This window comes from Enterococcus florum (assembly GCF_004309355.1).
Lineage (GTDB): Bacteria > Bacillota > Bacilli > Lactobacillales > Enterococcaceae > Enterococcus_A > Enterococcus_A florum.
The window spans coordinates 1-24,221 of sequence record NZ_BJCC01000014.1 but is presented as its reverse complement, the minus strand read 5'-3'; the positions used below and the strand labels follow the sequence as shown (position 1 = coordinate 24,221).

The 24,221-nt window shown below is 34.6% G+C and carries 19 protein-coding genes; all 19 read left to right on the top strand.

Features of this window, described 5'->3' with window-relative positions:
- Nucleotides 1–11: 11 nt before the first annotated feature.
- Nucleotides 12–2,996 carry a rhamnan synthesis F family protein gene (locus NRIC_RS08985; RefSeq protein WP_146622368.1) on the top strand — a complete coding sequence of 995 codons (2,985 nt, stop codon included), beginning with the start codon at nt 12–14 and terminating at the stop codon, nt 2,994–2,996.
- A complete protein-coding gene (locus tag NRIC_RS08980) occupies nt 2,983–4,275 on the top strand; it encodes a DUF2142 domain-containing protein (RefSeq protein ID WP_146622367.1) in 1,293 nt (430 codons plus the stop codon). Before NRIC_RS08985 ends, NRIC_RS08980 begins: the two co-directional genes overlap by 14 nt.
- Before the next feature lie 27 nt (nt 4,276–4,302).
- Complete coding sequence (locus tag NRIC_RS08975; protein ID WP_146622366.1) at nt 4,303–5,553, top strand: glycosyltransferase family 4 protein; 1,251 nt, start codon at nt 4,303–4,305, stop codon at nt 5,551–5,553.
- Between the two features lie 144 nt (nt 5,554–5,697).
- A complete protein-coding gene (locus NRIC_RS08970) occupies nt 5,698–7,161 on the top strand; it encodes a glucosyltransferase domain-containing protein (RefSeq protein ID WP_146622365.1) in 1,464 nt (487 codons plus the stop codon).
- Nucleotides 7,162–7,546: 385 nt separating this feature from the next.
- Complete coding sequence (locus NRIC_RS08965; protein ID WP_146622364.1) at nt 7,547–8,323, top strand: glycosyltransferase family 2 protein; 777 nt, start codon at nt 7,547–7,549, stop codon at nt 8,321–8,323.
- A 12-nt stretch (nt 8,324–8,335) separates the two neighbouring features.
- Nucleotides 8,336–9,304 carry an NAD-dependent epimerase/dehydratase family protein gene (locus NRIC_RS08960; protein WP_146622363.1) on the top strand — a complete coding sequence of 323 codons (969 nt, stop codon included), beginning with the start codon at nt 8,336–8,338 and terminating at the stop codon, nt 9,302–9,304.
- Complete coding sequence (locus tag NRIC_RS08955; protein ID WP_227873777.1) at nt 9,297–10,028, top strand: glycosyltransferase family 2 protein; 732 nt, start codon at nt 9,297–9,299, stop codon at nt 10,026–10,028. Before NRIC_RS08960 ends, NRIC_RS08955 begins: the two co-directional genes overlap by 8 nt.
- Entirely contained in the window at nt 10,025–10,381 is a 357-nt protein-coding gene (locus NRIC_RS19850) for a DUF2304 domain-containing protein (RefSeq protein WP_146622362.1), read from the top strand. Before NRIC_RS08955 ends, NRIC_RS19850 begins: the two co-directional genes overlap by 4 nt.
- Nucleotides 10,382–10,474: 93 nt before the next feature.
- Entirely contained in the window at nt 10,475–11,737 is a 1,263-nt protein-coding gene (locus NRIC_RS08945) for a lipopolysaccharide biosynthesis protein (protein ID WP_146622361.1), read from the top strand.
- A gap of 199 nt (nt 11,738–11,936) precedes the next feature.
- A complete protein-coding gene (locus NRIC_RS08940; RefSeq protein ID WP_146622360.1) occupies nt 11,937–13,325 on the top strand; it encodes a sugar transferase in 1,389 nt (462 codons plus the stop codon).
- 12 nt (nt 13,326–13,337) lie between these two features.
- On the top strand, nt 13,338–14,375 hold the full coding sequence (locus tag NRIC_RS08935; RefSeq protein ID WP_146622359.1) for a glycosyltransferase family 2 protein: 1,038 nt from the start codon (nt 13,338–13,340) through the stop codon (nt 14,373–14,375).
- 23 nt (nt 14,376–14,398) lie between these two features.
- Nucleotides 14,399–15,487 (top strand): glycosyltransferase family 1 protein, encoded by a 1,089-nt coding sequence (locus NRIC_RS08930; RefSeq protein WP_175580046.1) that lies wholly within the window; start codon nt 14,399–14,401, stop codon nt 15,485–15,487.
- 12 nt (nt 15,488–15,499) lie between these two features.
- Nucleotides 15,500–16,306 carry a LicD family protein gene (locus NRIC_RS08925; RefSeq protein WP_146622358.1) on the top strand — a complete coding sequence of 269 codons (807 nt, stop codon included), beginning with the start codon at nt 15,500–15,502 and terminating at the stop codon, nt 16,304–16,306.
- A gap of 33 nt (nt 16,307–16,339) precedes the next feature.
- Nucleotides 16,340–17,299 (top strand): glycosyltransferase, encoded by a 960-nt coding sequence (locus NRIC_RS08920; protein ID WP_146622357.1) that lies wholly within the window; start codon nt 16,340–16,342, stop codon nt 17,297–17,299.
- A 15-nt stretch (nt 17,300–17,314) separates the two neighbouring features.
- A complete protein-coding gene (locus NRIC_RS08915; protein ID WP_146622356.1) occupies nt 17,315–18,016 on the top strand; it encodes an IspD/TarI family cytidylyltransferase in 702 nt (233 codons plus the stop codon).
- Nucleotides 18,017–18,028: 12 nt separating this feature from the next.
- A complete protein-coding gene (locus tag NRIC_RS08910; protein ID WP_175580045.1) occupies nt 18,029–19,069 on the top strand; it encodes an NAD-dependent epimerase/dehydratase family protein in 1,041 nt (346 codons plus the stop codon).
- A 20-nt stretch (nt 19,070–19,089) separates the two neighbouring features.
- Nucleotides 19,090–20,466, top strand: coding sequence for an O-antigen ligase family protein (locus NRIC_RS08905; RefSeq protein WP_146622354.1), 1,377 nt, complete (start codon nt 19,090–19,092; stop codon nt 20,464–20,466).
- 52 nt (nt 20,467–20,518) lie between these two features.
- A complete protein-coding gene (locus NRIC_RS08900) occupies nt 20,519–21,937 on the top strand; it encodes a lipopolysaccharide biosynthesis protein (protein WP_146622353.1) in 1,419 nt (472 codons plus the stop codon).
- A 128-nt stretch (nt 21,938–22,065) separates the two neighbouring features.
- Nucleotides 22,066–23,955 carry a GH25 family lysozyme gene (locus tag NRIC_RS08895; RefSeq protein ID WP_146622352.1) on the top strand — a complete coding sequence of 630 codons (1,890 nt, stop codon included), beginning with the start codon at nt 22,066–22,068 and terminating at the stop codon, nt 23,953–23,955.
- Nucleotides 23,956–24,221 lie beyond the last annotated feature (266 nt).

Genomic DNA, 24,221 nt, shown 5'->3' with positions numbered 1-24,221 from the left:
AGGAAGAATACGTGATGGATCTAATTACGGTAATAGTGACGTGCTATAATCATGAATTGTATATCGAGGAGTGCCTGTATAGCATTTTTAAACAGACTTATTCTGAAATTCAACTTATCGTAATCAATGATGGATCCACTGACTTGTCTAATGAGCGAATAAAGCGGACAATACAGGAGTCTCCCTTTAAGAATACAACTTATATTTCACAAGATAATCAGGGAGTCTGTGTATCTAGAAATCTTGGAATCGAAAATGCTCAAGGAAAATACCTGCTGTTTGTTGATGCAGACAACTTTTTAGATGACTCTCATATCGAGAAGCTACATAAGGTCGCTGAAGAGGAACATGCAGATATTATTTATACTGATCTATATGATCCAGACAAACAAGAGTTTTTTCTGCACTCTCGAGACTATGATTTTCAGTCTCTGATTGAACATAACTATATTGATAACTGTGCTTTGTTGCGTACTTCCGTGATTAATGACGTGCGATATGATATAACATTGAATCGTAAATTTCTTGAAGATTATGATTTTATTTTGACTTTGATTATTGATCAACAAGCAAAACCATATTATGCGAGAGGTCTCAAGTTGAATTATCGTGTTTTATCAAATTCAGTCTCTCGAAAGGATAATCACACTTCAAGAGAATATTTTTATGAGGTCTATCTATACATTTTGAAAAAACATGTTCTAAAGATCAAGGATGCAGTGTTTCATGCGGTCGACTCTCATCTAATGAGTTTAGAAAATCGGTTATCTGATCTTACTAACCATTTAAATGAGGTGACTAGTTATGTAAAGGATACCGAAAAGCAGTTCTGTGAACTACTAGCAGAAAAAGATGAATTTAAGGCTCAAAATCATCAGCAAAGTGAAATAATCCGTGATTTGATTCAAGATAAAGAATTATTGGTCAACTCAACTTCCTACCGGTTAGGCAACTCTATTGTAAAACCGTTTAAGTACTTGTTAAAAATACTTAAGAATCCCCGCTTAGTAAAAAAAGCGATAAAAAGAATTTATCAATATGGCTCTAGACAAATAAAAAAGATGCCCAACCCTAAAACATATGGATTGAGAATTTTGCGAAATATGCAACGCAAGAATAATCAAAATCCAAAACGACTTCTAATTTATGTGATTTACGAAAATCAGAATCATTTACAGGAGTATAAATTGCTGTTTTTAGAGTCTTTAGCGATGATCAGTGATGAAATCTTGATCATCGTGAATGGAGAGTTGTCTGTCCATGATACGTCCACACTAGAAAAGTATGGTAAAGTTATTTTCAGAGAAAATGAAGGATACGATACTGCAGCTTTTCGTCATGGAATCCTTACTATAGGAAAAGAGAATTTAAAACAGTATGATGAGCTTCTATTAGTAAATGATACAAATGTCGGACCGATGTCGGATCTTAAGAAGATTTTTGAAAAGATGTCAAAGAAGCAGGTGGATTTTTGGGGGATCTCATACGGGGAGGAACAACCAGATATTACCACCTATAATCCCTACCAGTATATTCCGATTCATTTACAAACTTACTTTTTAGTTGTTCGAAAAAACTTGCTGAGTTATTCTGGTTTTTATGACTATTGGTTAAATTTGACAGATACAAACTCTCGCATGAAGGCGGTAGGAAGACACGAGACCGTTTTTACTAAATATTTTTCCGACCTCGGGTTTGCTCATGATGCTGTGGTAGAAAACAATCAAGACAGTGCCATGTATATTCATCCTTTAAAAATGTTGCAAGCGGGCGTTCCACTAGTCAAGTACTCTGCATTTAGTAATTACGATGATGACCGTTTTTTGTGGCAGGGATTACAAAGAAACAGTGAAATTCCTGCTTTAGTTGAATATATTAAAGCAAACTCCTTATATCCAATGAGTATTATTGAAAAAATTCTGGAAGAAATGAAAGCCAAATCGTTGCGACAAGACATTTTGATTATTGATGGAGTGGAAAACCAGATTCCTCAATGTACAAGGTATCGTGCACTGAATAAAGCGGAACAATTACGATCATTTGGATACAACGTACGTGTGATCAATTCGTCAGCGTTTCGACTAAGCGATGCAGAATTTGCCCATTTAGTGATCATCTATCGTTGTGGGTATTCTGATCAACTGGCAGAGCTTTGTCGCTTGGCAAAACAATTCAAGAAAACGGTGTTGTATGACATCGATGATCTTGTTATTGATACCAAGTATACTGATCTTTTGGAGTACACACAAAAGCTTTCAAAAAGCGAAAAAGCAAATTACGATGCAAATGTGATGGGCTATGGGCGCATGTTGAAGCTTTGTGATGGGGTGATAACCTCTACTACTAAACTTAAAGAAGAGTTGGGAAACTATCAAGATCTTGTGTTATTAAACCGGAATATCGTCAGCCAAGAATTAATTAGTATTAGCAGAAAGCATATGAAAGATTACACTCAAAAGTCTGAAAAAATCAAAATCGGCTATTTTTCAGGTTCAATTACACACAATGAAAACTTTGAATTAGTAAAACCGGATCTGATCAAGTTAATGGCTGAATATCCTCAAATCGAGTTACATTTGGTAGGTCATTTATTGCTGCCCAAAGACTTGATGACGTTTAAAAGTCAAATCGTGACGCATGACTATGTAGAGTGGCACGAATTACCCGCTCTAATTAGCGAAGTAGATATCAATATAGCACCGTTGACAAAATCCATTTTCAACGAAGCAAAATCTGAAATTAAATGGTTAGAAGCTACTCTTGTCAAAGTACCAACTATTGCAAGCAATATAGGTGCTTTTTCTGAAATGATTTTAGAACAGCAAACGGGTGTCTTGGCGAAAGATGGCGAATGGCTGGAAAAATTGAAAAAACTGATTGATTCTAAATCTAAACGTCAGTATATTGCAGAAAACGCATATCAATTTGTGCTGAAGAATTGTACTACAGATCAAAAAAATGATGAATTGGTAGGATACATCAATGGAAAAAATTAAGATTGAAAATCTTTTTATTGCTTTAGCTACTCTATTTATCGGCATTTCAATTGCGGTGATGCCGATAAATAGAGTCCCGGATGAATCAAATCATGCAAGAATGGCTTGGGGCATTCTTTATGAGCAAACAGATAGCAGCTTTGACTGGATGAATAGTATCAGCCAAAATGCGCCTATAAATAAACATGAATACAAGCAGTTATTTACTGAAAAAATCGACATGAGCCATGAAGCGGTACGTCTAAAATTTGGATTGAAAAATATTGTCCATATTCCTCAATTCATAGGGATGATTCTCGGAAGTATGATTTATCCGTCAATCGGATTGATGATCACACTTGGGCGGGTGTTTAATGGGCTGTTTTATATTATGGGCATGTATCTGATTATAAAACATTCTAAATATGGAAAGCTGCCTCTTTCTTTTATCTCTCTTTTGCCTATTATGATTCAGCAGGCAGCCTCCCTTTCTTATGATGTTGCTAATTATTTAGCAATAACTGCTTTTTTTGCTTGGATATCCAATCTTTCCGTGTCTAAACAAATAACTAAAAGAACTATTGTTCAATTTATCGTGATGTTTTTTGCGTTGTATGCTACAAAAATCAATAATTTATTGTTGTTTCTACTTCTGCTGACATTAGGATTAAGATTTTCTGGAATTCTTGAAGGGGTGAATCCCTTTATTGAAAAGACAAAAGCCTTTGTTTTGAAGTATAGGTATTTATTACTCACGATAGTGCTCTTTTTAGGTTTAGCCACCGTTTTGGTGATCAATCAACTAATTGACGTAAAGCATTTCACCCGTGTGATGATCAATACATTGTTTTCTAATAACCTAAATGAGCATTTAAACACAATTTTAACCATTGGTATGTTCGGGTATTTTGGAAATTTTGCAATCCAACTCCCTTTATGGCTCATTTTTGCGGATGTTGCTTTCCTAACGTTACTGTTTACACTTGAAACTGAAATTGAGATAAACAAATTTTTTGGGGTCATTTCAGGTGTTATGGTGCCGTTCCAAATCGCAGCAATTATTGCAGGGATGTATTTTGCTTGGACGCCAGTTGTATTGGGTACTAATGCCAATATTTCTGTAGGTGCTCAAGGACGTTACTTCACACCTTTTTTGATTTATTTTGTTCCCTTATTTTTAAGTTTTAAAAACAAACTAGTTCTTCGATACGATAGGTCTTTTGTAAAAATCATTTTTACCGCACTTTGTCTATTTAACTTTTTAGTTATGATGCTTTTAGTTATCCCTTATTACTGGTAACAATCTATTTACCTAGGAGTGAAAGAAATGCCGAAAAAAATTCTGTTTATTTCTCCAACAGGAACATTTGATAATGGGGCTGAGATCTCAATATTCTATTTAATGAAACATCTAGTTCAACAAGAATATGAAGTTTACAATGTAGCACCTCAAGCCAACGCCGGCATTCAAACCGAATATTACAACAAGTATATGGAAGCAGGTATAAAAGTTGATTTTATTCCTATTCTTAAATGGTGGTGGGAGGATGCGCCTGGCGGATTACCCGGGACAAAAGAGGATCGCAATGCCTATTATAGAGAGAATATTCTAAAAATCCGTCAATTGATTCAGCGAGAAAAAATAGATTATGTTGTCACAAATACGGTAAATATGTTTCAAGGTGCAGTAGCGGCTTCATCGGAGTCCATCCCTCATTTTTGGTTAATCCATGAATTTCCTACTGGTGAGTTTGGTTATTATCGCGAAAAAATCGATTTTATCGATGACTTTTCAGATCAGATTTTTGCTGTTACTGGGAATTTGCAAATTGAATTACAGAAATTATTTCCCAAGCGAGAAATAATGGGATTTGCATCTTTTACTGAAATACGATCAGTAAATCAGAAGATTGGAAAAAAGACTAGAATTGTCTCTATTGGCCGTCTGACACAACGCAAAAATCAATTAGAATTAATCAAGGCCTATCAACAGCTCGGTCAAACCGATGTAGAATTAGTCTTTATCGGCGCTTGGGACGATGAGTACAAAAAAAAATGTACCGAGTATATCAAAACACATCAAATAAAGAATGTTCATTTTAAAGGGAATAAAGAAGATCCCTGGAAAGAAGTCACTGACCAAGATATATGTGTATATACTTCTTCGATGGAAACTTTTGGATTGGTTTATGTAGAAGCTCTTCTAAATGGAGTTCCTGTTATTATTTCGGATAATCCTGGTTATATGTCTGCCTACAACATGTTTCACTTAGGAAAAATTTATCAATTAGGCAATGAAATACAGTTAGCAAGGCTCATTCGTGAATCAATCACTAATTTTTCTAACGAGAAGTCGAACGCTGTAAAAATGATTGATTCTGTCCGTGAAATCTATCAAGTTCCAGTTGTTTATCGAGATATTCTTCTTGCGCTTGAAAAAGAAATAGAGCCCACTAAAAGATCGATGCGTCATTTGGCTGATTTAGTTAGTTCAAATGAACAAAAGGGGCGTTTAGCGAGATTTGAGATCAGAGCTAGAAAATTTGTCTCCAAAGTACATCATCGATTACGTCGCTAAAACGGATTAAAGTGTCAATCTTTTTTATATTAACGATGTACACTAGCATCTATTTGCTAGAAATGATACTGAGAAAAAAGGAATTTTGGTAATTAGTGATATTGCACTAGTATCGTCCAAGAAAAAACATGATAGAGGGTAACTATGGAAAAAAAATTAAAAAAACTTCAATCTATTTTTTTGATAAATTCCTATAAATTTGGATTAGTACTGATCATCTATTTGTCTGTGACACTTGCGATAGGGATAGTCAACTATCCTTATCTTGACGATGCTGCACGTCAATTAAGCGGAGGAACCGATTTTGCTCGCAGTTATTCTCGATGGGTAAGTGAAGTTGCCTCTTGGGGAGTTCAAGGTAGCCGGCATCTCACCGATATGGGACTTTCTACACATATCTTGACAGCTATCATCTTAGCTGCTACTAGTATTTTGGCGGTATATATTCTTAATCGGAAGACATTTAGCTGGGGTGCTTTAATTTGTTCAACGATGATAGGGATTAATCCTTGGTTTTTACAATGCATCAGTTTTCGTTTTGACAGCCCTTATCTCTCGTTAAGCCTGTTCTTTTCTTTTCTGCCTTTTCTATGGTGGGGAAGCAGAAAGTCTTTTTTCATCGCATCTGTTCTATGTGTATTAGCCATGTGCAACACCTATCAACCATCTTCTGGAATTTTTATTGTAATGGTTTTAGCTCTAACTTTCAGAGATTGGCCTGACAAAAAGTTGAGTTCTATTATTCAAGGGATTGTTGTTTCAGGCATTGCTTATGGTGTCGGCCTGATTTTCTTTTTGATGGAAACTAAATTGAATCCTGAATTGGCTGAACGTGGTGGAACAACCTCTATTGCTTCATTTGAGGAAATACCTGCAACGATTATAAAAAATGTTGAAATCTATTTCAGCACAATCATCAATCAAAGTGCGAAGATTTGGATAGTATTGTGTGCTTTTACAATTGCTTTATTTGTAATATCATCAATGATCCGCACTAAAAAAAATGCTCTTTTGTCCTTATTCATGAGTAGTGCATATTTGATTTTTGGATCTATCCTTAGTTACGGAGTGTTGCTGATTTTTACCGAAGGATTAGCTGCTTGGAACCCGCGATATGCGTATGGATTTGCGGTTTTTATAGCTATTTCCTTGATTCTGCTGGTTGGTGAAAATAAGGGTGAACCGTTGTATCACGTCAATCTGCTGTTTTCCGGGATATTATTTTATTACATCCTGTCGTTTTCCTTTACTTACGCTGCAACGTTAAATTATCAAAAAGAAGCGTTTCAAAATCAAAGTGTTCAATTAGCTTCAGATCTAAAAAGAGTATTGCCGACTAAAGGTTCATCCGTATATATGAATCGCTTTTTCGAAGAATCTCCTATTTTGACCAATAGTAAAGCAAACTTCCCGATATTACACAACTTAGTTCCTAGAAATGACGATCTATATTTTGTAAATAGATGGATGTTTAATACTTACAGCAACCTAACAATCTCGGTTGAACCAATTCAAAACCAGGACTTTTTGTCTGGTGAATTAAAAGTTTCAACCGTTTCTTATGATATTTATTCTGTGAATGAGGATACGTATGTTCTGATGAAATAAGTCTTTTGTTATCCCTACAGGATGAAGCTGTTGCATCAATTAAGAAATCAACATGCTTGTTTTTAGGGTGGGATTCATTTCTCACCCTTTTTGTATGTCAGTGGTTAGCCATAAAAAAATAATTCGATTACATTATTCTGATATTCAAAAAATTTCAGATTTTCAATTCATACAGTATATGCTATAAATTATTCTCTTACAGGATGAATTGACTTGAATAAAAGTAGAGCATGAGCCGAAGAATTAGTAAATTGCTGCTTTTCCCATTTTGAATTATTTGAAATACAAGGATAATGCAGAAAGTAAAATCTGTTATCAATTTTTTTAGATTTTAGCCTTGAGTTGAGTTATAATTGAAAAAGTTATAGAAATTGGAGGGGGAAGTGTGTCAAAAGAATATAGTCACACATTTGTCATATGTGCATATAAAGAGTCTCATTACTTAGAGGAATGTATAAAATCTATACAATCTCAAACGGCTCCTTCAAAGGTTATTATCTCTACAGGAACACCTAATAAATACATTTCTGATGTAGCAAAAAAATACAATATAGAGCTTTATACACACCTACACCCTGGTATAGGGGTTGATTGGAATAATGGATTAGCATTGGCTAAAACTCCTTTTGTTACTTTGGCGCATCAAGATGACATATATTTGCCAGAATACGTAGATGCGACACTTACACAAATGAACCAGTCAAATACTTTAATCGCATTCACTGATTATAGAGAGTTGCAAGATAAAGATGTTCGTGTAAAAAATGCGAATTTAAAAATTAAGAGAAGAATGCTTTATCCAATAAAAATATTCAAGAAGTCTATTTTTATCAGAAGGCTTATTCTTTCTTTAGGAAATCCGATTTGCTGTCCTGCTGTGACTTACAATATGAAAAAACTCAAAGACTTTCGCTTTATCGAAAACATGCGATCCAATTTAGATTGGGATGCTTGGGAAAGAATTTCTAAGATGACAGGCGAATTCACCTTTATCGATAAGGAGCTCATGTATCATCGAATACATGAAGATTCCGAAACATCAAATGCTATCGCATCTAATAAAAGAACAACAGAAGATTTAGCTATGTTTGAACGTTTTTGGCCCAAACCAATAGCTCGACTTCTTATTAAACAATATATAAAAAGCCAAGAAACGAACTGAGAGGAAAAGTAGATGTCAAAAATACTAATAACAGGAGGAGCTGGTTTTATCGGCTCCAATCTCGCAAATCATTTACTGAAGAAAAACGAAGTAATTGTTATTGATGACTTGTCTATGGGAAAAAAAGAGAATTTGTCAACGTCCAAAGGATTGACATTTATAGAAGGAAATGTATTGGATCAAACATTAATGACTCGGGTTTTTAAGCAAAACCAATTTTCCTACATCTATCATTTAGCAGCGATTGCGAGTGTTGCTGATTCAGTAGAAAGACCAGTAGAGACTCATGCAATAAATTTTGATAGCACATTACTTTTATTGGAACTTACACGACGGTACCAAAAGGATTTAAAAAGATTCATTTTTGCCTCTTCAGCAGCAGTTTATGGGGATGGGGAAGAACTGCCTAAAAGAGAGGAATCTCCCATAATACCGTTAACTCCGTACGCTATCGATAAGTATGCATCTGAGAGATATGTTGCAAACTATTGGAATCTCTACCAAGTGCCTACTGCTGCGGTTCGTTTTTTTAATGTTTATGGACCGAATCAAAACCCAAGCTCTCCGTATTCTGGGGTCATCTCGATATTAATGAATAAATACGAGGAATATAAAAGAAACAAGGAGAGTTGTTTTACCTATTTCGGAGATGGCAGTCAAACAAGAGACTTCGTGTATATTGACGATGTAGTGCAAGCTTTGAATTTAGTTGCTGAGAAAAACGAGGCATTAGGAAATGTCTACAACGTTGGAACTGGAAATAAAATTTCATTAAAAGAGATTAAGTCAAATTTGGATGAATATTTTTCTGTTCAATTACCTGTTAAAAATAAGCCGAACAGGAAAGGGGACATTAAAGACTCCTTTGCTTCAATCAAAAAACTGGAAGAGTTAGGCTTTAGCCCTAATTTTTCAGTAGTTGATGGATTACGCGACTATTTAAAAACGTTAGAGGAGAAGGGAGAGGTTCCTGTTGAATGAATTGAACCCACTCCTAATTATTCCAGCTTATAATGAGGAAGAGAGTTTATCTTCAGTCATATTAGAGCTAAGAGAATTTCAACCTGAATTAGATTTTATTATCGTAAATGACGGGAGTTCAGACAATACTGTTGAGGTTGCGGTATCGATGAATGCTAATATTCTTGACTTACCAGTTAATTTGGGGCTCTCTGGTGCTTTTGAAGCGGGTGTTAAATATGCAAAACAAAAAGGGTATGATTGTGTAATACAATTTGATGCTGATGGACAGCACATGGCAAGTTCAATACCATCCATGATTTTGGAAGCTCAGAAAGGTGCAGACATAGTTATCGGCAGTCGTTTTCTAAAAACAAAAAAAAACAGGTCTCTGAGAATGATGGGCAGTGATTTAATTGCTCTAGCTATTCGATTAACTACGGGAGTAAATTTAACTGATCCTACAAGTGGGTTAAGATTATACAATAAGTCAGCAATTGATGCTTACTTATCAGTTCCTAATATGACACCAGAGCCCGATACAATGAGTTTCTATATCAAATCAAATGCTCAAATCAAAGAGGTGCAGGTTAACATGCGTGAGAGGTTAGCCGGTGACAGTTATCTCACTGTATCTAGGAGTATTCGGTATATGTTGCGAATGACTATTTCTATTTTGATTCTTCAGTTTTTTAGAAAAAAATTGGACTTAACAAAAATGAACAGAATGGCGGTTGGGAAATGACGATTGAGTTGAGATTGCTACTGTTTTTAGGAGCTTTATTTACAACCATTTATATTGGATTTGAAGTCAAGAAGGGGCGAATAGATATTGAACATTCTCTTTTTTGGGTACTGTTTTCATTTGGACTGGTAATTTTGAGCATCTTTCCGAAAATTGTTATCTTTTTTTCCAGTATTGTTGGAATTCAATCGCCAACGAATTTTCTTTTTCTCGTGATGATTTTCGTCCTGTTCATCAAGGATTTTTCAATGAGCAAAAGCTTTTCAAAGATAGAAAAAAAAAATAAAGAATTAACTCAGAAGATCGCTTTAGAAAAAAAAAGTGAAGCGGAGAAGCGAAATAAAGAGTTTTAGTTATTAACTCTCTTTATAGTTAAAAAGTGTATGAACTGTCGAATGAATATTATCTATTGATAATGAAAATTACATTATGAATTGGGAGAAAGAATGAAGAAGTATTACAATGAACTTTTAGAAAAGGCTCCAAATTCAAAAAAGAACAGCCTGTGGTATAGTATTGGAATGTTTACTTTTTCCTTTTCATCGATTCTGCTGCTTTTAGTTGTTACACGAATGCTAGGTACTTCTGAAGCTGGAATTTTTTCAATTGGCTGGGCTGTTTGCCAGCAAATGTTAACGATTGGAATGTTTGGAACAAGAAATTATCAAGTTGCAGACCTCAACGAGAAATACAATTTTAACTATTATTTTTACTCTAAATTTTGTTCAGTAATGATAATGTTAGTTGGCAGTTTCGTTTATGGAAAACTCCTCCACCTAGACGGCTATAAAATGCTCATTGCTTTTTTATTGACGCTTTTGATGAGCGGGGAAGCCTTTGCGGATGTCTTTGCGGGTTTTTTTCAACAGCATGAACGTTTAGAAATTTCCGGAAAATCCTATTTTGTACGGATTCTTTGTTACGACATTTTGTTTATAGGTGCGCTTTACTTTTCGAACAATCTAGCCTTGGCAATTATATTTGCCATTTTCTTTTCCTATATTTGGCTATTTTTTGTTGACTTTCAAGTGATTCGACATCTGCGAAAAGAACTAAACAAGCCAAAAAGCAAGAGAATGCTTCAGCTATTTATTGAATGTGCTCCCATTTTTTTGAGTGCCTTTTTAACAAATTACATTATCAATATTCCTAAAAATTCAATTGAGTTATTACTAACCAATGAAATTCAGTCTGTTTATAATGTTTTGTTTATGCCCTCAGCTATAATAACTTTGTTTACCTCTTTTGTACTTGTACCAATGTATACTACTATTTCAAAAGCCTGGAGCATTAATGATCGAAAGGGCTATTTTTCAATTGTCAAAAAAGTAACATTCACAGTTTTAGGTTTAACTATTCTTGTTGTTTTTGGAGGCTACTTCATTGGAATTCCAGTATTATCACTTGTTTATTCAATAGATCTGTTTCCTTATAAAAATGAGTTTATATTGTTGTTGGTTGCGGGCGGATTAAATAGCTTTGCGAATGTACTTGTTTATTTATTGATTGTAGCAGGAAAGCAAAAATATTTGCTCTATGTCTATGGGATTGCTGCCATATTAGCAACAATAATCAGCACTATTTTAGTGAGCAAATTCGGTATATTTGGTGCAGCTTCTCTTTATTGTATAAGTATTTCATTTGTAGTAATTTCTTTATTAGTTATTCTGTTTAGTTTGTTGTATAAACAAAAAAAATTCCGAGAATAAACTAAAAGGATGGGAGCAAGTTCCCATCCTTTTTATTATGTAAAAAACATAATGTTTCATTTTAACAGATGTATTCAAATCTATAAGCAGGACAGAATCGAACTTCTTTGTTTTCTTTAACATTTCAGCAATAATCTACTTTTTTAAGATTGACTATGTTAATATGTTAGATGGATTATTTTTGAAAGTAGGAGGAAATATGAATAACAACAAAGATGAATGGAGTGCAGCCAAGAGGATACTAATTATTCTCATGGATGTATTAGTATTCAATTGCTCCATTTACTTAGCTTTTTTGGTGAAATTCGATGCTGAAGTTCCTTTAAGAAATTTTCAAACGTTCGAAAATTCAGCATTCATCATTTCCATTTTTTTTATTTTACTCAACATTTTACTAGGAACTTATGTTTTTTATAATAGAATCATAACCGATATTGTTTACGTAACGGTCATAGGCCAATTTCTGGTGTCTTTGGGCATAATGATTATTACTTTTGTAGGAAGATGGTTTGCTTTCCCTAGAACAGTAATTGCTCTTTCCTTTGTAATTTCAGTCCTCTTATTAAGTGCTTATAGAATAATAGTATACAAGCTTTATCTGAAGCTCAGCAACAATAAAAGATTGGCAGTGGTTGGGTTTGAGGAAGACGTCGTTGCAGCGATGAACAATTTTGATTCTCGTAAAAATAATAAGCACAAAGTCGCAGCGGTTGTGGTAGGGCATTACTTTGAGAATCTTCAACTGATAATTGACGACATTGATATTGTTTATGTAGCCTCGAAACTTCCTGAGATCGATAAAATCAATATTTATCAGCTGACAATACAAAAAGAAAAAAAGTTGTTTTTAAATACTACCTTCGAAAACTTAATAACGATGAATGCGAATATTATGAATTTTGAGGATGAAAGCATCATAGAATCCTCTGGTTTTCGCATACCCTCAGAAGAAGCATTGTTCAAACGTCTTTTTGATATAATCATATCGCTTATCTTACTCATAATAACGGCACCCTTTATGATTATAACCGCTTTTTTTATAAAAGTTACTTCTCCAGGGCCTGTTATTTACAAGCAGGTACGAATCACTAAAGATCAAAAAGAATTTTCAATATACAAGTTTCGTTCGATGACAGTTTCTGCGGAGGCATCATCCGGACCAGTTCTCGCAAAAAGCAATGACTCACGTGTTACTCCCATAGGTCAAATCATTCGTACTGTTCGAATAGACGAATTACCTCAATTGTTTAATGTATTAAGGGGAGATATGTCTATTATTGGACCTCGGCCGGAAAGACCTTATTTTGTTGATCAATTTAATAAAGAGAATCCTTATTATTACTTGAGACATAATGTTCGAGCGGGAATAACGGGGTATGCCCAAGTATATGGAAAGTATGTTTCTGATTATAATAGCAAATTGAAATTTGATCTGCTTTATATAAAAAAATACTCTTTACTTTTAGACATGAAAATTTTATTGCAAACAATCCAAATTTTATTTGATAAGGTTTCTTCACAAGGTATCGATGAGGCACCCTTTGGCACGAAGTTATCAAACTTTCCAGAAGAACAAATATATAGGTAATAGAGGTGCATTATGAATAAACCGATGTTTAGCATTATTGTTCCAGTATACAATGCTGAAAAAACAGTTTCTCGGACTATTCATCATTTGAAAGCTATTTTGTTTGACAGTTATGAAGTCCTATTAATAAATGATGGGTCTACGGATCAAACTTATGAGCTGATTTCTAGAGAAATAACTGGAGATTCGCGATTTCAAGTTTATACAACAAAGAATCAAGGGCCTGGATCGGCAAGAAATTTTGGAATAAGCAGAGCTGCAGGGAAATATTTGCTTTTTTTTGATGCAGATGATTATCCGTCACCTTCTGTTCTAATTGATTATTCCAAATTGCTGGAAAGTAATAATCGAATACAACTAATTATTAGTTCTTTTACTATGATCACTCGGTATAACGAGAAACTTTCGAAAAAAAAGTATTTGGTAGAAGATATAATTTATTATAAAAAAGAGGACTTTCAAAACAGCATTTATCAATTGATGTGCAAGCAATTAATGTATGTTTTATGGAATAAATGTTACCGCCGAGATTTGATTATTGAGAACAATATTCGTTTTAAAAATTATCGAAGTTGTGAAGATCGAATGTTCAATCTAGAATACTTTAAACTTTGTGATGTCGTAGCGATGAATTCTAAAAATGAATACTATTATGAATATGATCCATCGGACGGAATTACTACCCGATACTTTGATGATAAGTTTGACTCATTCAAGGAGTTTTATCAATTAGCGAACCAGGTTACATTAGATCGAAACAGAACGGGAATGGCAGCATTGCACTTAAAAGGGACTGTTTCAGTTATTTTTTCTATTTTTGGAAATGCGCATTTGCCTTGGAAGAAGAAAAAAAGTCAAGTATACTCAATTTTGAATGATGACACAATTATTGAGGCTAAAAAGATCACTGAAGTTGATACAACTCCAAGAAAGTTAACAAAGCTGATTTTTGATCTTCCTAATGCTTTGTCATTTTGCATACTGAATTTCGGAAGTTGGGTGGAACGAAAATTCCCCAAAATCATTTTTTCGATTAAGAAAAGGTATTAATTTTTAACGTTCTGGAGGTTTACATGGTAAAAAGAATATTGCATTTTCAAGGCAGAATGGGTCTTGGAGGTGCCGAATCATTTATGATGAATCTTTATCGCAAGTTGGACAAAGAAGAGTTCCAATTTGATTTCTTAATATATGACGACTATCAGGACGTAACTGACTATCAGGATGAAGTACTGAAACTAGGTGGGCGTTTTTTTGTAGTAACAAATCCGAAAAAAAATATTTTTAAGTATCTTCATGAAGTTCGTATGCTGTTAAAAAAAGAGCATTTTGATATCGTGCACAATCAGGTCTACTTTGGTGGCGGTATTAATTTGTGGCTTTCTAAAAGAAACGGAATAGGTAAAAGAATCGCACATAGTCATGCCACAGAGGACGGGAAAGGTCAAGGATTTTTGGTATCTATTCTACGATTCTTTTTGGCGAAGCTTTTGCTAAACAATGGGACAGATTTTTTAGCTGTAAGTGAAGAAGCCGGAATCAGTCTTTTTGGGAATCATCCTTTTCAGATTGTTCATAACGGGATAGATCTTTCCTTGTACGATCATCCAAAGAAGACAAGAGAACTTAAAAGAGATGAATTAGGAATCGAAAAGGAAACATTTGTTATCGGAAATATTGGCAGGTTGGAAAAACAAAAAAACCAACTTTATCTAATCAATGTTTTTTATGAAATAAAAAAAATCAAAAAACGAAGCAAGTTAGTCATTGTTGGCAGCGGCTCACTAGAAAACGATTTGAAGGAGCAGGTAAGAGTACTAGGTTTAGATTCGGATGTCTTATTTTTGGGTGAGAGAAGGGACATTCCCGAATTGATGAGTGTGTTTGACGTTTTTGTTTTGTCCTCAATTTATGAAGGGTTACCAATGGTTGGTTTAGAGGCACAAGCAGCCAAGAAAAAGCTAGTCATGTCTGATCGCATTTCTAGAGATACGGCAGTTACACCTAACTGTGTCTATATTAACCTAGCCGCTCCGATTTCAGAATGGGTAAAAGGAATTCTGGAAGAACCTTACGACAACGATTATACGCCTTTATTAGAAAAATATGATGTGAGCTATACGCTAAATCAAATGGAAAAAATATATAGAAAAAAAGTATAGGAGTGTTACTCGTTGAATCAGGAATACATGACTTTAGATGAAATTCATCAGGAACTATTAGGGATGTTGCAAGATTTTCATAAACTATGCAACCAATTAGATATCAAGTATTTTCTTTCCGGCGGCTCATTACTAGGAGCAATCCGTCACCAAGGTTTTATTCCTTGGGATGATGATTTAGATATTATGATGTTACGAGAAGATTATGTTAAATTGATTGAAAATCGCGAGCAACTTGATGGGAAGTATCGGTTGAGCAGTTTGGAAACGGTGAGTGATTGGCAGTATCCATTTGCTAAGATAGACTTAATATCCACATATATTGATGATGAGTATAGGGATGTTCAGCACGGTCTTTTTATTGATATTTTTCCGATAGACAATCTTCCAGATGACCCTGAACGTCAAAATGAAATTTGCAAAAAGATAAGGCGTTTAGACTTTTTGAGAGGATCGGGTACAAAAAAAGCTTTTCGGCCCTCTGAAAAGCATCGAGTGATCAAAAACTTGATCAAACCTTATGCAAATGTATTAGGACCAAATTATTTTGCTAGAAAGATAAATCGACTGGCGCTAAAGATCAATCAAGAGAATCAGCAGTCAAATACGATGGGAGTAGCAGTGGTTTCCACGCATGGAACTAAGGAATTTTTATCTGCAAAAGCCTTTTCACAGGCAGTGGAAGTCTCTTTTGAAAAAGAAATTGCCACCATTCCGATTGGTTATGAAGAATATTTAGGAAACTTGTATGGAGACTACATGCAATTGCCACCAGAGAAAGATAGAATCCCTGCTCATTATAAAATTCTTAGAAAATAGGATTGAATTATCTATGATTGGAGTATTTATATCATGAATCTAAGACCCTCGGTTTCGGTCATCATGCCCACTTATAATGGAGAAAAAAACATTCTAGAGCAGCTGGATTCTATTCGCCAACAGACCTATCCTGTTGAAGAAGTTATCATATTAGATGATCGTTCAACGGACAACACGGTTTCTATGGTTAAGGAATATATAAAAAAATATAATCTAACTAATTGGCAAGTGGAGGAGAACAAAAAAAATCTTGGATGGCGTTTGAATTTCTTTTGTTTACTTAACAAAGCCTCTGGTGATATTGTTTTTCCATCTGACCAAGATGACATTTGGTATCTTGACAAGATAAATAAGATGGTGGATTTTTTTTTGAGTCATTCTACTGCGAACGTTTTAGTATCGAACTATGACGAGTTAATAGAATTTGGTGGAGTATCTTATCCTTGTAGTCAGCGAGTAATTGAAAAGGTGACGCAAGAAGGTAGAATTCCGTTTACTTTAAAAAATATTTATTTGAACCGACCTGGGTGGGTCTATGCAGTCAGAAAGAGTTTTTTAAAAGAAGTTAAGATATTCTTCGATTTTGGCGTAGTTCCAGTTCATGATAGTGCGATGTGGTCAGTAGGAGTATTAACAGATAGTTTATTTATTTTGAGGGAACCTACGGGACAATGGCGAAAGCACGGACAAAGTGCAATGCGCACTGAAAAAAAAGATGAAACTAAAAAGGGACTATTCGGTATAAGGATAAGGAAATTGGAAAGACTTAAAGAAATAACGATTTCAAGTATACATTATCTGGAGCATAGTTCAGCATCAATACCTCAAAAAAAAGATCGGGCACAAATCCTTCATAAGCTTATAAGAGAGTATGAAATAAGAAGTTCTATAATGGAAAAGAGAAAAATTTATTTGGTATTCACCAATATCAGTAAATATACCAGTTTACATCCGATATTGGCTGATTTGTGGTTTTTAATTAAAAATAAATAAAAAGGGTGAGATTCTATGATAACAGCAGTAATTATTGCCGGCGGAGTTGGAAAGCGAATGGGGCAAGATATACCTAAACAGTTTATTACTGTTGAAGGCAAACCCATTATTATCTATACGTTGGAATCTTTTCAAAACCATCCAGAGATCGATCAGATATTAGTTGTCTGCAAGTTTGGATGGGAAGAGACGCTTTGGGCATATATCAAAGAATTTAAGATCAATAAAGTTCGTTGGATTATTCCTGGTGGGAATAAAGGTCAAGAATCGATTAATAATGGTGTTCAATTCTTGAAGGAATTTTGCTCGGATGAAGATATTGTTGTTATCCATGATGGGATACGTCCTTTAGTCGATGAGTTGGTTTTGTCTGATGTCATTGTAAAATGTAAACAATTTGGGAACGGGGTTACATCTTTACCTTACAATGAACAAATCTTTATCAAGGAGACAGAAGAGAAGACGAGGAAATATGTTGACCGTAATACGCTAAGAAGGGTTTCCACACCACAGGCATATAAGTTCGGAAAATTATTGTGGGGGTATAATAAAGCTGTTGAAGAGAATATTGGTATGACTGATTCTTCTTATACAAATACGATGATGGTGGATTTAGGAGAAACATTGTACTTTTCAGTAGGATCTGAAAAAAACATTAAGTTGACAACTGTTGATGATCTAGAGCTTTTTAAAGCATATTTAAAAATGAAATATTGAGAGGTGGCACTAATGAACAATTTATACATTGAGGATATCGAAAGAGTTGCTGATTTAGAATATGATTGGGAGAGAATCGACAATCATTCGATCTTAGTCGTTGGTGCTTCTGGTATGTTGGGAACTTGCTTGATTGACGTTCTAATGACGAGAAATAAAAATGAGAATGCTAACATTAAAATATATGCTATGGGTAGGAACGAAGAAAATTTAAAAATGAGATTTGAACATTATTCAAATAATGATGATTTAACCTTGATCAGGGGAGATATTACGGATCCTATTCCTAACTTACTCAATGTCGATTATGTTATTCATGCTGCTAGTAACACACATCCCAAAGCCTACTCTACAGATCCTATTGGGACTATAATGACAAATATACTTGGCATGGAAAATGTTTTAAAATATGCTGAATCTATCAATGCAAAGAGAAGTCTTTTCTTATCTTCCGTAGAAATATACGGTGAAAATAATGGTGATGTTGAGTATTTCAAAGAGTCTTATTGTGGATATATTGATTGTAATACCTTGCGGGCGGGTTATTCAGAGAGCAAAAGAGTGAGCGAGGCTTTATGTCAAGCTTATATTGAAAGTAAAAAAATGGATATCGTTATTCCGAGATTGGCCCGGGTCTTTGGTCCTACTATGCGGATGAGCGATTCAAAAGCATCCTCGCAATTTATTAAAAATGCAGCAAACCAGGAATCGATCGTTCTGAAAAGCGAAGGCAATCAATTATTTTCATACATCTATGTTTGTGATGCGGTATCTAGTTTAATTTTCTTGCTTATCAATGGTCAAAATGGTCAAGCTTATAATATCGGAAATCCTAATTATGATTTGAGACTTAAGGATTTAGCTCAAAAATTGGCAGAAATAGCTGGAGTCGAAATTATCTATGATTTGCCGGACGAAATTGAAATCAAAGGTTATTCGAAAGCAACTAAAGCGCTTTTGGATGTTGATAAAATAAGAAAATTAGGATGGAGCCCCATTTTCGAATTAGAGACGGCCTTAAGCCATACTGTAGAAATAATTGAAAAAAATTAATGAAATAGGAGTTAGTTCATTTGATATATCAACGATTAAAAAAAATAAACTTTTATCTATATGGGCCTTTTATAGTACTATTTGAGCTAGTGCTTATTGCTCGTATGGTCAGTCTTTACTATTTGGTCGATCCTAGATTAGACTCACTCATTTCTTGGACTTTAGTTGGTTTATCCATATTTTTAATGGCCGAATTTTTTATTGAACGGATAAAGAACAAGGCTTTCTTTCTATCTGATATTCTGTTGTCTATTTTTTTGATTGTTCTATTTGTTAGTATGCTTGTAAATAGAGGTTATGGTATTTTTGATAATCTTAAACTTATAATGTGGCAAGGGATTTACTTTTTTGCTGTGTTTGAATTAGGTAGGAGAAAGAGTAAAAGATTACTTGTCTTATTCGAGAGTGTGCTGATAGCAGTATGGTTTCTACTAGTAATGATTGCGGTCGTTCTTTTCATCACTAAGTTTTCTAATTCATTCTCTTTTGATAAGCTTTATTATGGCGTTCGATTGGGTATTGTGGAAAATAGATTGTATGGCGTATTTGTGGATCCGAACTATGCATCTACAATCTCGTTGATCACCATAATATCATCATTTCATTTGTTTACTGTGCTTGGTAAAAATAAATTAATCAAATCATTTCTCGTTGCAAATATTTTTTTTCAATTTAGTTATATTATTTTGTCAGGATCGCGTTCTGCACAAATTCAATTGGTTATAGCTGTTTTGATTTGTACTTTTTTCTTTTTACTAAAAAGCAATAGAGTGAAAAAATACCTTAATGCATTGATTCTTTCAATTTTAGCAGTATTTTTAGTGTTGGGCAGCTTTCAAATATTAAAACAGGCATGGGTTTGGACGGCCAATAGCGTTAAGATTGATTTAAGTAATAGTGGGCATTCAAATGAGCTCTCGGACAGTTTAACATTGAGCAGAAATGATGTAGACAATAATTCAGATGTTTCTAATAGCCGTTTTAAATTATGGAAAAGTTCTTTAGAAATTTTTGAAAATAATCCGATTTTTGGGACTTCTCCTAAAAATTTGTATATAGTTGCTCAGGAACAGACACCAAAAACATATATTGCTGTAAAAGAGCAAACCTCTCATAATTTTTTGTTTTATTTGTTAGCTACGACAGGGATAATGGGAACAATCCCAATTCTCATCTTTTTAATTATAAATGCTAAAACTATCTTTAGCAGACTTCTTCTGGTTAGAGATCATTCGGATGACTATTTCCAATATCTATTTTTGAGTCTTGTGGGAATAACGGTATTAATCTCGGCCTGCTTAGTTACGGATATGGTGCTCGTCAATCGGTTGGCTGGATTTATTTTTTGGTTTTTTGCTGGTTATCTGCAAAATTCTAATACATTAACGAAAAAATAGTAGAACCCTTGTTCAAGCATTAGAAGGCTTGAATGAGGAAGGGCGAGGAATCATGAATAATAAAGCTAAAAGTGTAATTAAAAACCTCTATTATACAGTGGGGGCGAATTTTGCGACGCTCCTCATTTCTGTGCTTCTTAATCTATTCGTTCCGAAAATATTAGGAGTAAAAGAGTATAGCTATTGGCAGTTATATGTATTTTACTCCTCTTATGTCGGATTTTTGCATTTTGGCTGGATAGATGGGATTTACCTGAAAATTGGGGGAGAAGAATACAATGATTTAGATAAGCGTTCCTTAGGCTCGCAATATTGGTATCTGTTAATGCTAGAGGTCTGTTTTTCCTTGGGTATTACAATGTATACTCTTTTTTTCGTTGCTCATACGAATAAGTCTCTGATTTTGATTTTAACAGCATGTGTCTCATTTATAACAATAGCTAAGACCTTTATTCAATACATCTTACAATCAACAAATCGTATCAGAGAGTACGCACATCTTTCAAGAAGTGATCGTTACCTATATGTTGTCTTATTGGTGATTTTTTTCTTGTTTGGAGGAAGGACTTTTTCGTGGCTAATTATCATTGATATTTTTTCTAAACTTTGTGTGACTATTTGGGGAATGTATCAGATACGCGATATGCTTACGATCAAACTAATCTCTTTAAATAAAATCATCAAAGAAATTATTGATAATATTTCCATAGGGAGCAAATTAATGCTAAGCAATATTGCCAGCATGCTCATTTTAGGAATTATTCGTTTCTTTGTACAGAATAAATGGTCAATAGAGGTGTTTGGGAAACTTTCTTTCACATTAAGCATATCTAATATGTTCTTGACATTTATCAATGCAATAGGCGTGGTGATGTTTCCTTTATTACGAAGAACAAATAAAGATAGAATTGCGAGTCTCTTTTTAGTGTTAAGGACCCTATTCGTTCCTCTTACGTACTTTTTACTGTTTTTCTATATTCCCATCAAAGAAGTATTGGTCATTTGGCTTCCCCAATACTCCGTTAGCTTAATGTATATGGGTATTCTTTTTCCCATGATTATTTTTGAGGGAAGGATGTCACTGCTGATCAACACTTATCTGAAAACATTACGTAAAGAGAAATACATCCTTTTTGTTAATGTAGTGACACTTAGTGTTTCTGCAATAGGCGGTGTTGTAATAGTTTACTTAGTACAAAACCTTTTGTTGGCTGTCGGATTGATTATTTTTTGTTTAGCTTTAAGATGCATTTTAGCTGAAAAAATATTAGCAGGCTTTTTAAAGATTAATTTGAATGTACAACAAGCATTTGAAATAGTTCTTGCTTTAATGTTTATATTGGGAAATGTTTTCTTTACAGATATATTAAGTTTTATAGCATATACCGTCTGCTATGTGATATATATTATAATGTTTCAGAGGGATATACGCAAAGCATTGAGTGATTTCTTACTGTTAGTCAAATCTTAGTATTATGGGTAGGCACAGTAAGTTAGCGAAAATTCAGCAGCAAGTTTGCAGGTATCTATGTGACGTAATGCAGTATACCTGCAAATCATAGTTTTAAGCCAAGAATGTTTTTATAGGGAGGGAATTAAGTGAAAAAGATTTATAAAGTTGTGCTAACTGTACTATTATTGATGCCATACAAACCTGTATTTGCAGAAGAAAAGGTATCTGATTCTAGCAGTAATGGCAATCAGGTTTCTGAGTCTACAACAGAAAGTTCAACTATCATTGAGAGTACCGAAACAGTTGAAACTGAGGAAAATGATAGCGGTTCAAGGCAAACTACTTCTGAAGAGGAGGGAAAACCTGCTAAGTTAGAATATTTTGGTGAGGATGAAAACGGTGGCTATTCTTTACCCCAAGGTCGATCTGATTTAAATCCTGGGATTCAACTGAGGTCAAATATTCCAGCGGTTTCGGCGACAAATAACAATACACCAAGTAAGAATTTTGTGGATATTTCTTCTCATAATGGAAACGTCTCTACAAACGATTTCTTAATTATGAAAAAATATGGAGTAACTGGTGTGGTAGTAAAACTTACTGAAGGTACGGGATATATCAATCCTTATGCGGCTGCGCAAGTAAAAAACGCCAAAGCTGCAGGAATGAAAGTATCTGCTTATCACTATAGCTGGTTCAAAACTAATGCTCAAGCCTCTGCCGAAGCGGATTATTTTGCAAAAGCGGCTAGAAATGTTGGTCTAGATAATAATACTGTAATGGTTAATGACATGGAAGAACCCCAGATCGCAGGCTTAGCCAATCATACTTCAACGTCAATTGCTTTTGAAACGCGTCTAAAACAATTAGGATTTAAAACAATTCATCATTATGTCGGATTATACTGGATCAATAGTGGATTAATTAATGCCGATCTTTTAGGAAACAAAAAGATTTGGGTGGCAGCATATCCATATACTTTGACGTCCCAAAATTACTATACACAATTTGGTGCCTGGCAATGGAGTTCTAGATTGAGTTTTCCAGGTGTAAAGGGATCCTTTGATATCTCTGCTGATTATACAAAGACATTTAGCAGTATGAGCCCTCAAGCTGTAAAAACAGTAAATTATTCTAGTCATGTACAGGATTATGGCTGGACTAATCAGGTCTCAAACGGTCAATCTTCTGGTACCACTGGTAAGGGGAAACAAATGGAAGCTATGAAGATTTCCTTATCCAACGACCTCTCTGGGAACATCGAGTATCAAAGTCATATTCAAGGGATCGGTTGGGAAAAAACTTGGAAAAAGAATAATCAAATTAGTGGTACCGAAGCTCAATCTAGACGACTTGAGGCGGTGAAAATTAAGCTTTCTGGAACAGTATCCAATCAGTATGATGTGTATTATCGTGTTCATACCCAGAAATTTGGTTGGATGAATTGGGCTAAAAATGGACAAGAGGCTGGAACAGAGGGCCTTAGTTACCGCATAGAAGCAATGCAAGTTAAACTAGTTCCTAAAGGGCAGGCCGGTCCAACTGGAATGGGTCGATCGTTTGTAAAATCAAATAATAGTAATGTTATTTATAGAAGCCATGTTCAAGGCCAAGGATGGGTTTCCCCTTCAGTCAACGGTGAAATCACTGGAACGACTGGTAAGGGTCTGAGGATGGAAGGGTTGAAAGTGATGCTTCCTAAGTCCCTAGCCAATTCAGGAAGTGTGGAATATCGGGGCCATGTTCAAAGAATCGGTTGGCAGAATTGGACACGAAATGACGGTCTTTCCGGAACAGAGGGGAAAAGCTTAAGACTGGAGGCAATTCAAATTCGTTTGACTGGTGCTCTAGCTAATCGCTATGACATTGTGTATCGAACACATAGTCAAAAAAATGGTTGGTTAGGTTGGACTAAAAATGGTTCTTCAGCCGGAACACAAGGATTCAGTAGAAGAATAGAAGCAGTAGAGATAAAGATCGTTCCGAAAAATTCCTTTTCTATTGATCCAAACATAAAATCATTCGAAAAGAAATAATGTTTTATATATGTTTCAGCTACAAAAGGGAATCAGGATAATCTTGATTCCTTTTTCGTCGTTTTGTGTGATCAGTAGTAAGGTAAGCGCTTCGGCGCTTACGATCAGCATAGGAGAAAAGGAATAATGACTCGTTTCTTTGAGGAACCTTTCTTTTTATTTTCTTATCATTTAAAAAAGTTTATAAAAATGATAATATGAGAAGTGTGTAATAACAAAAAAAGGAGAGTACTATGAAAAAAAGTGTAAGGAAAAGAGCTACCCAA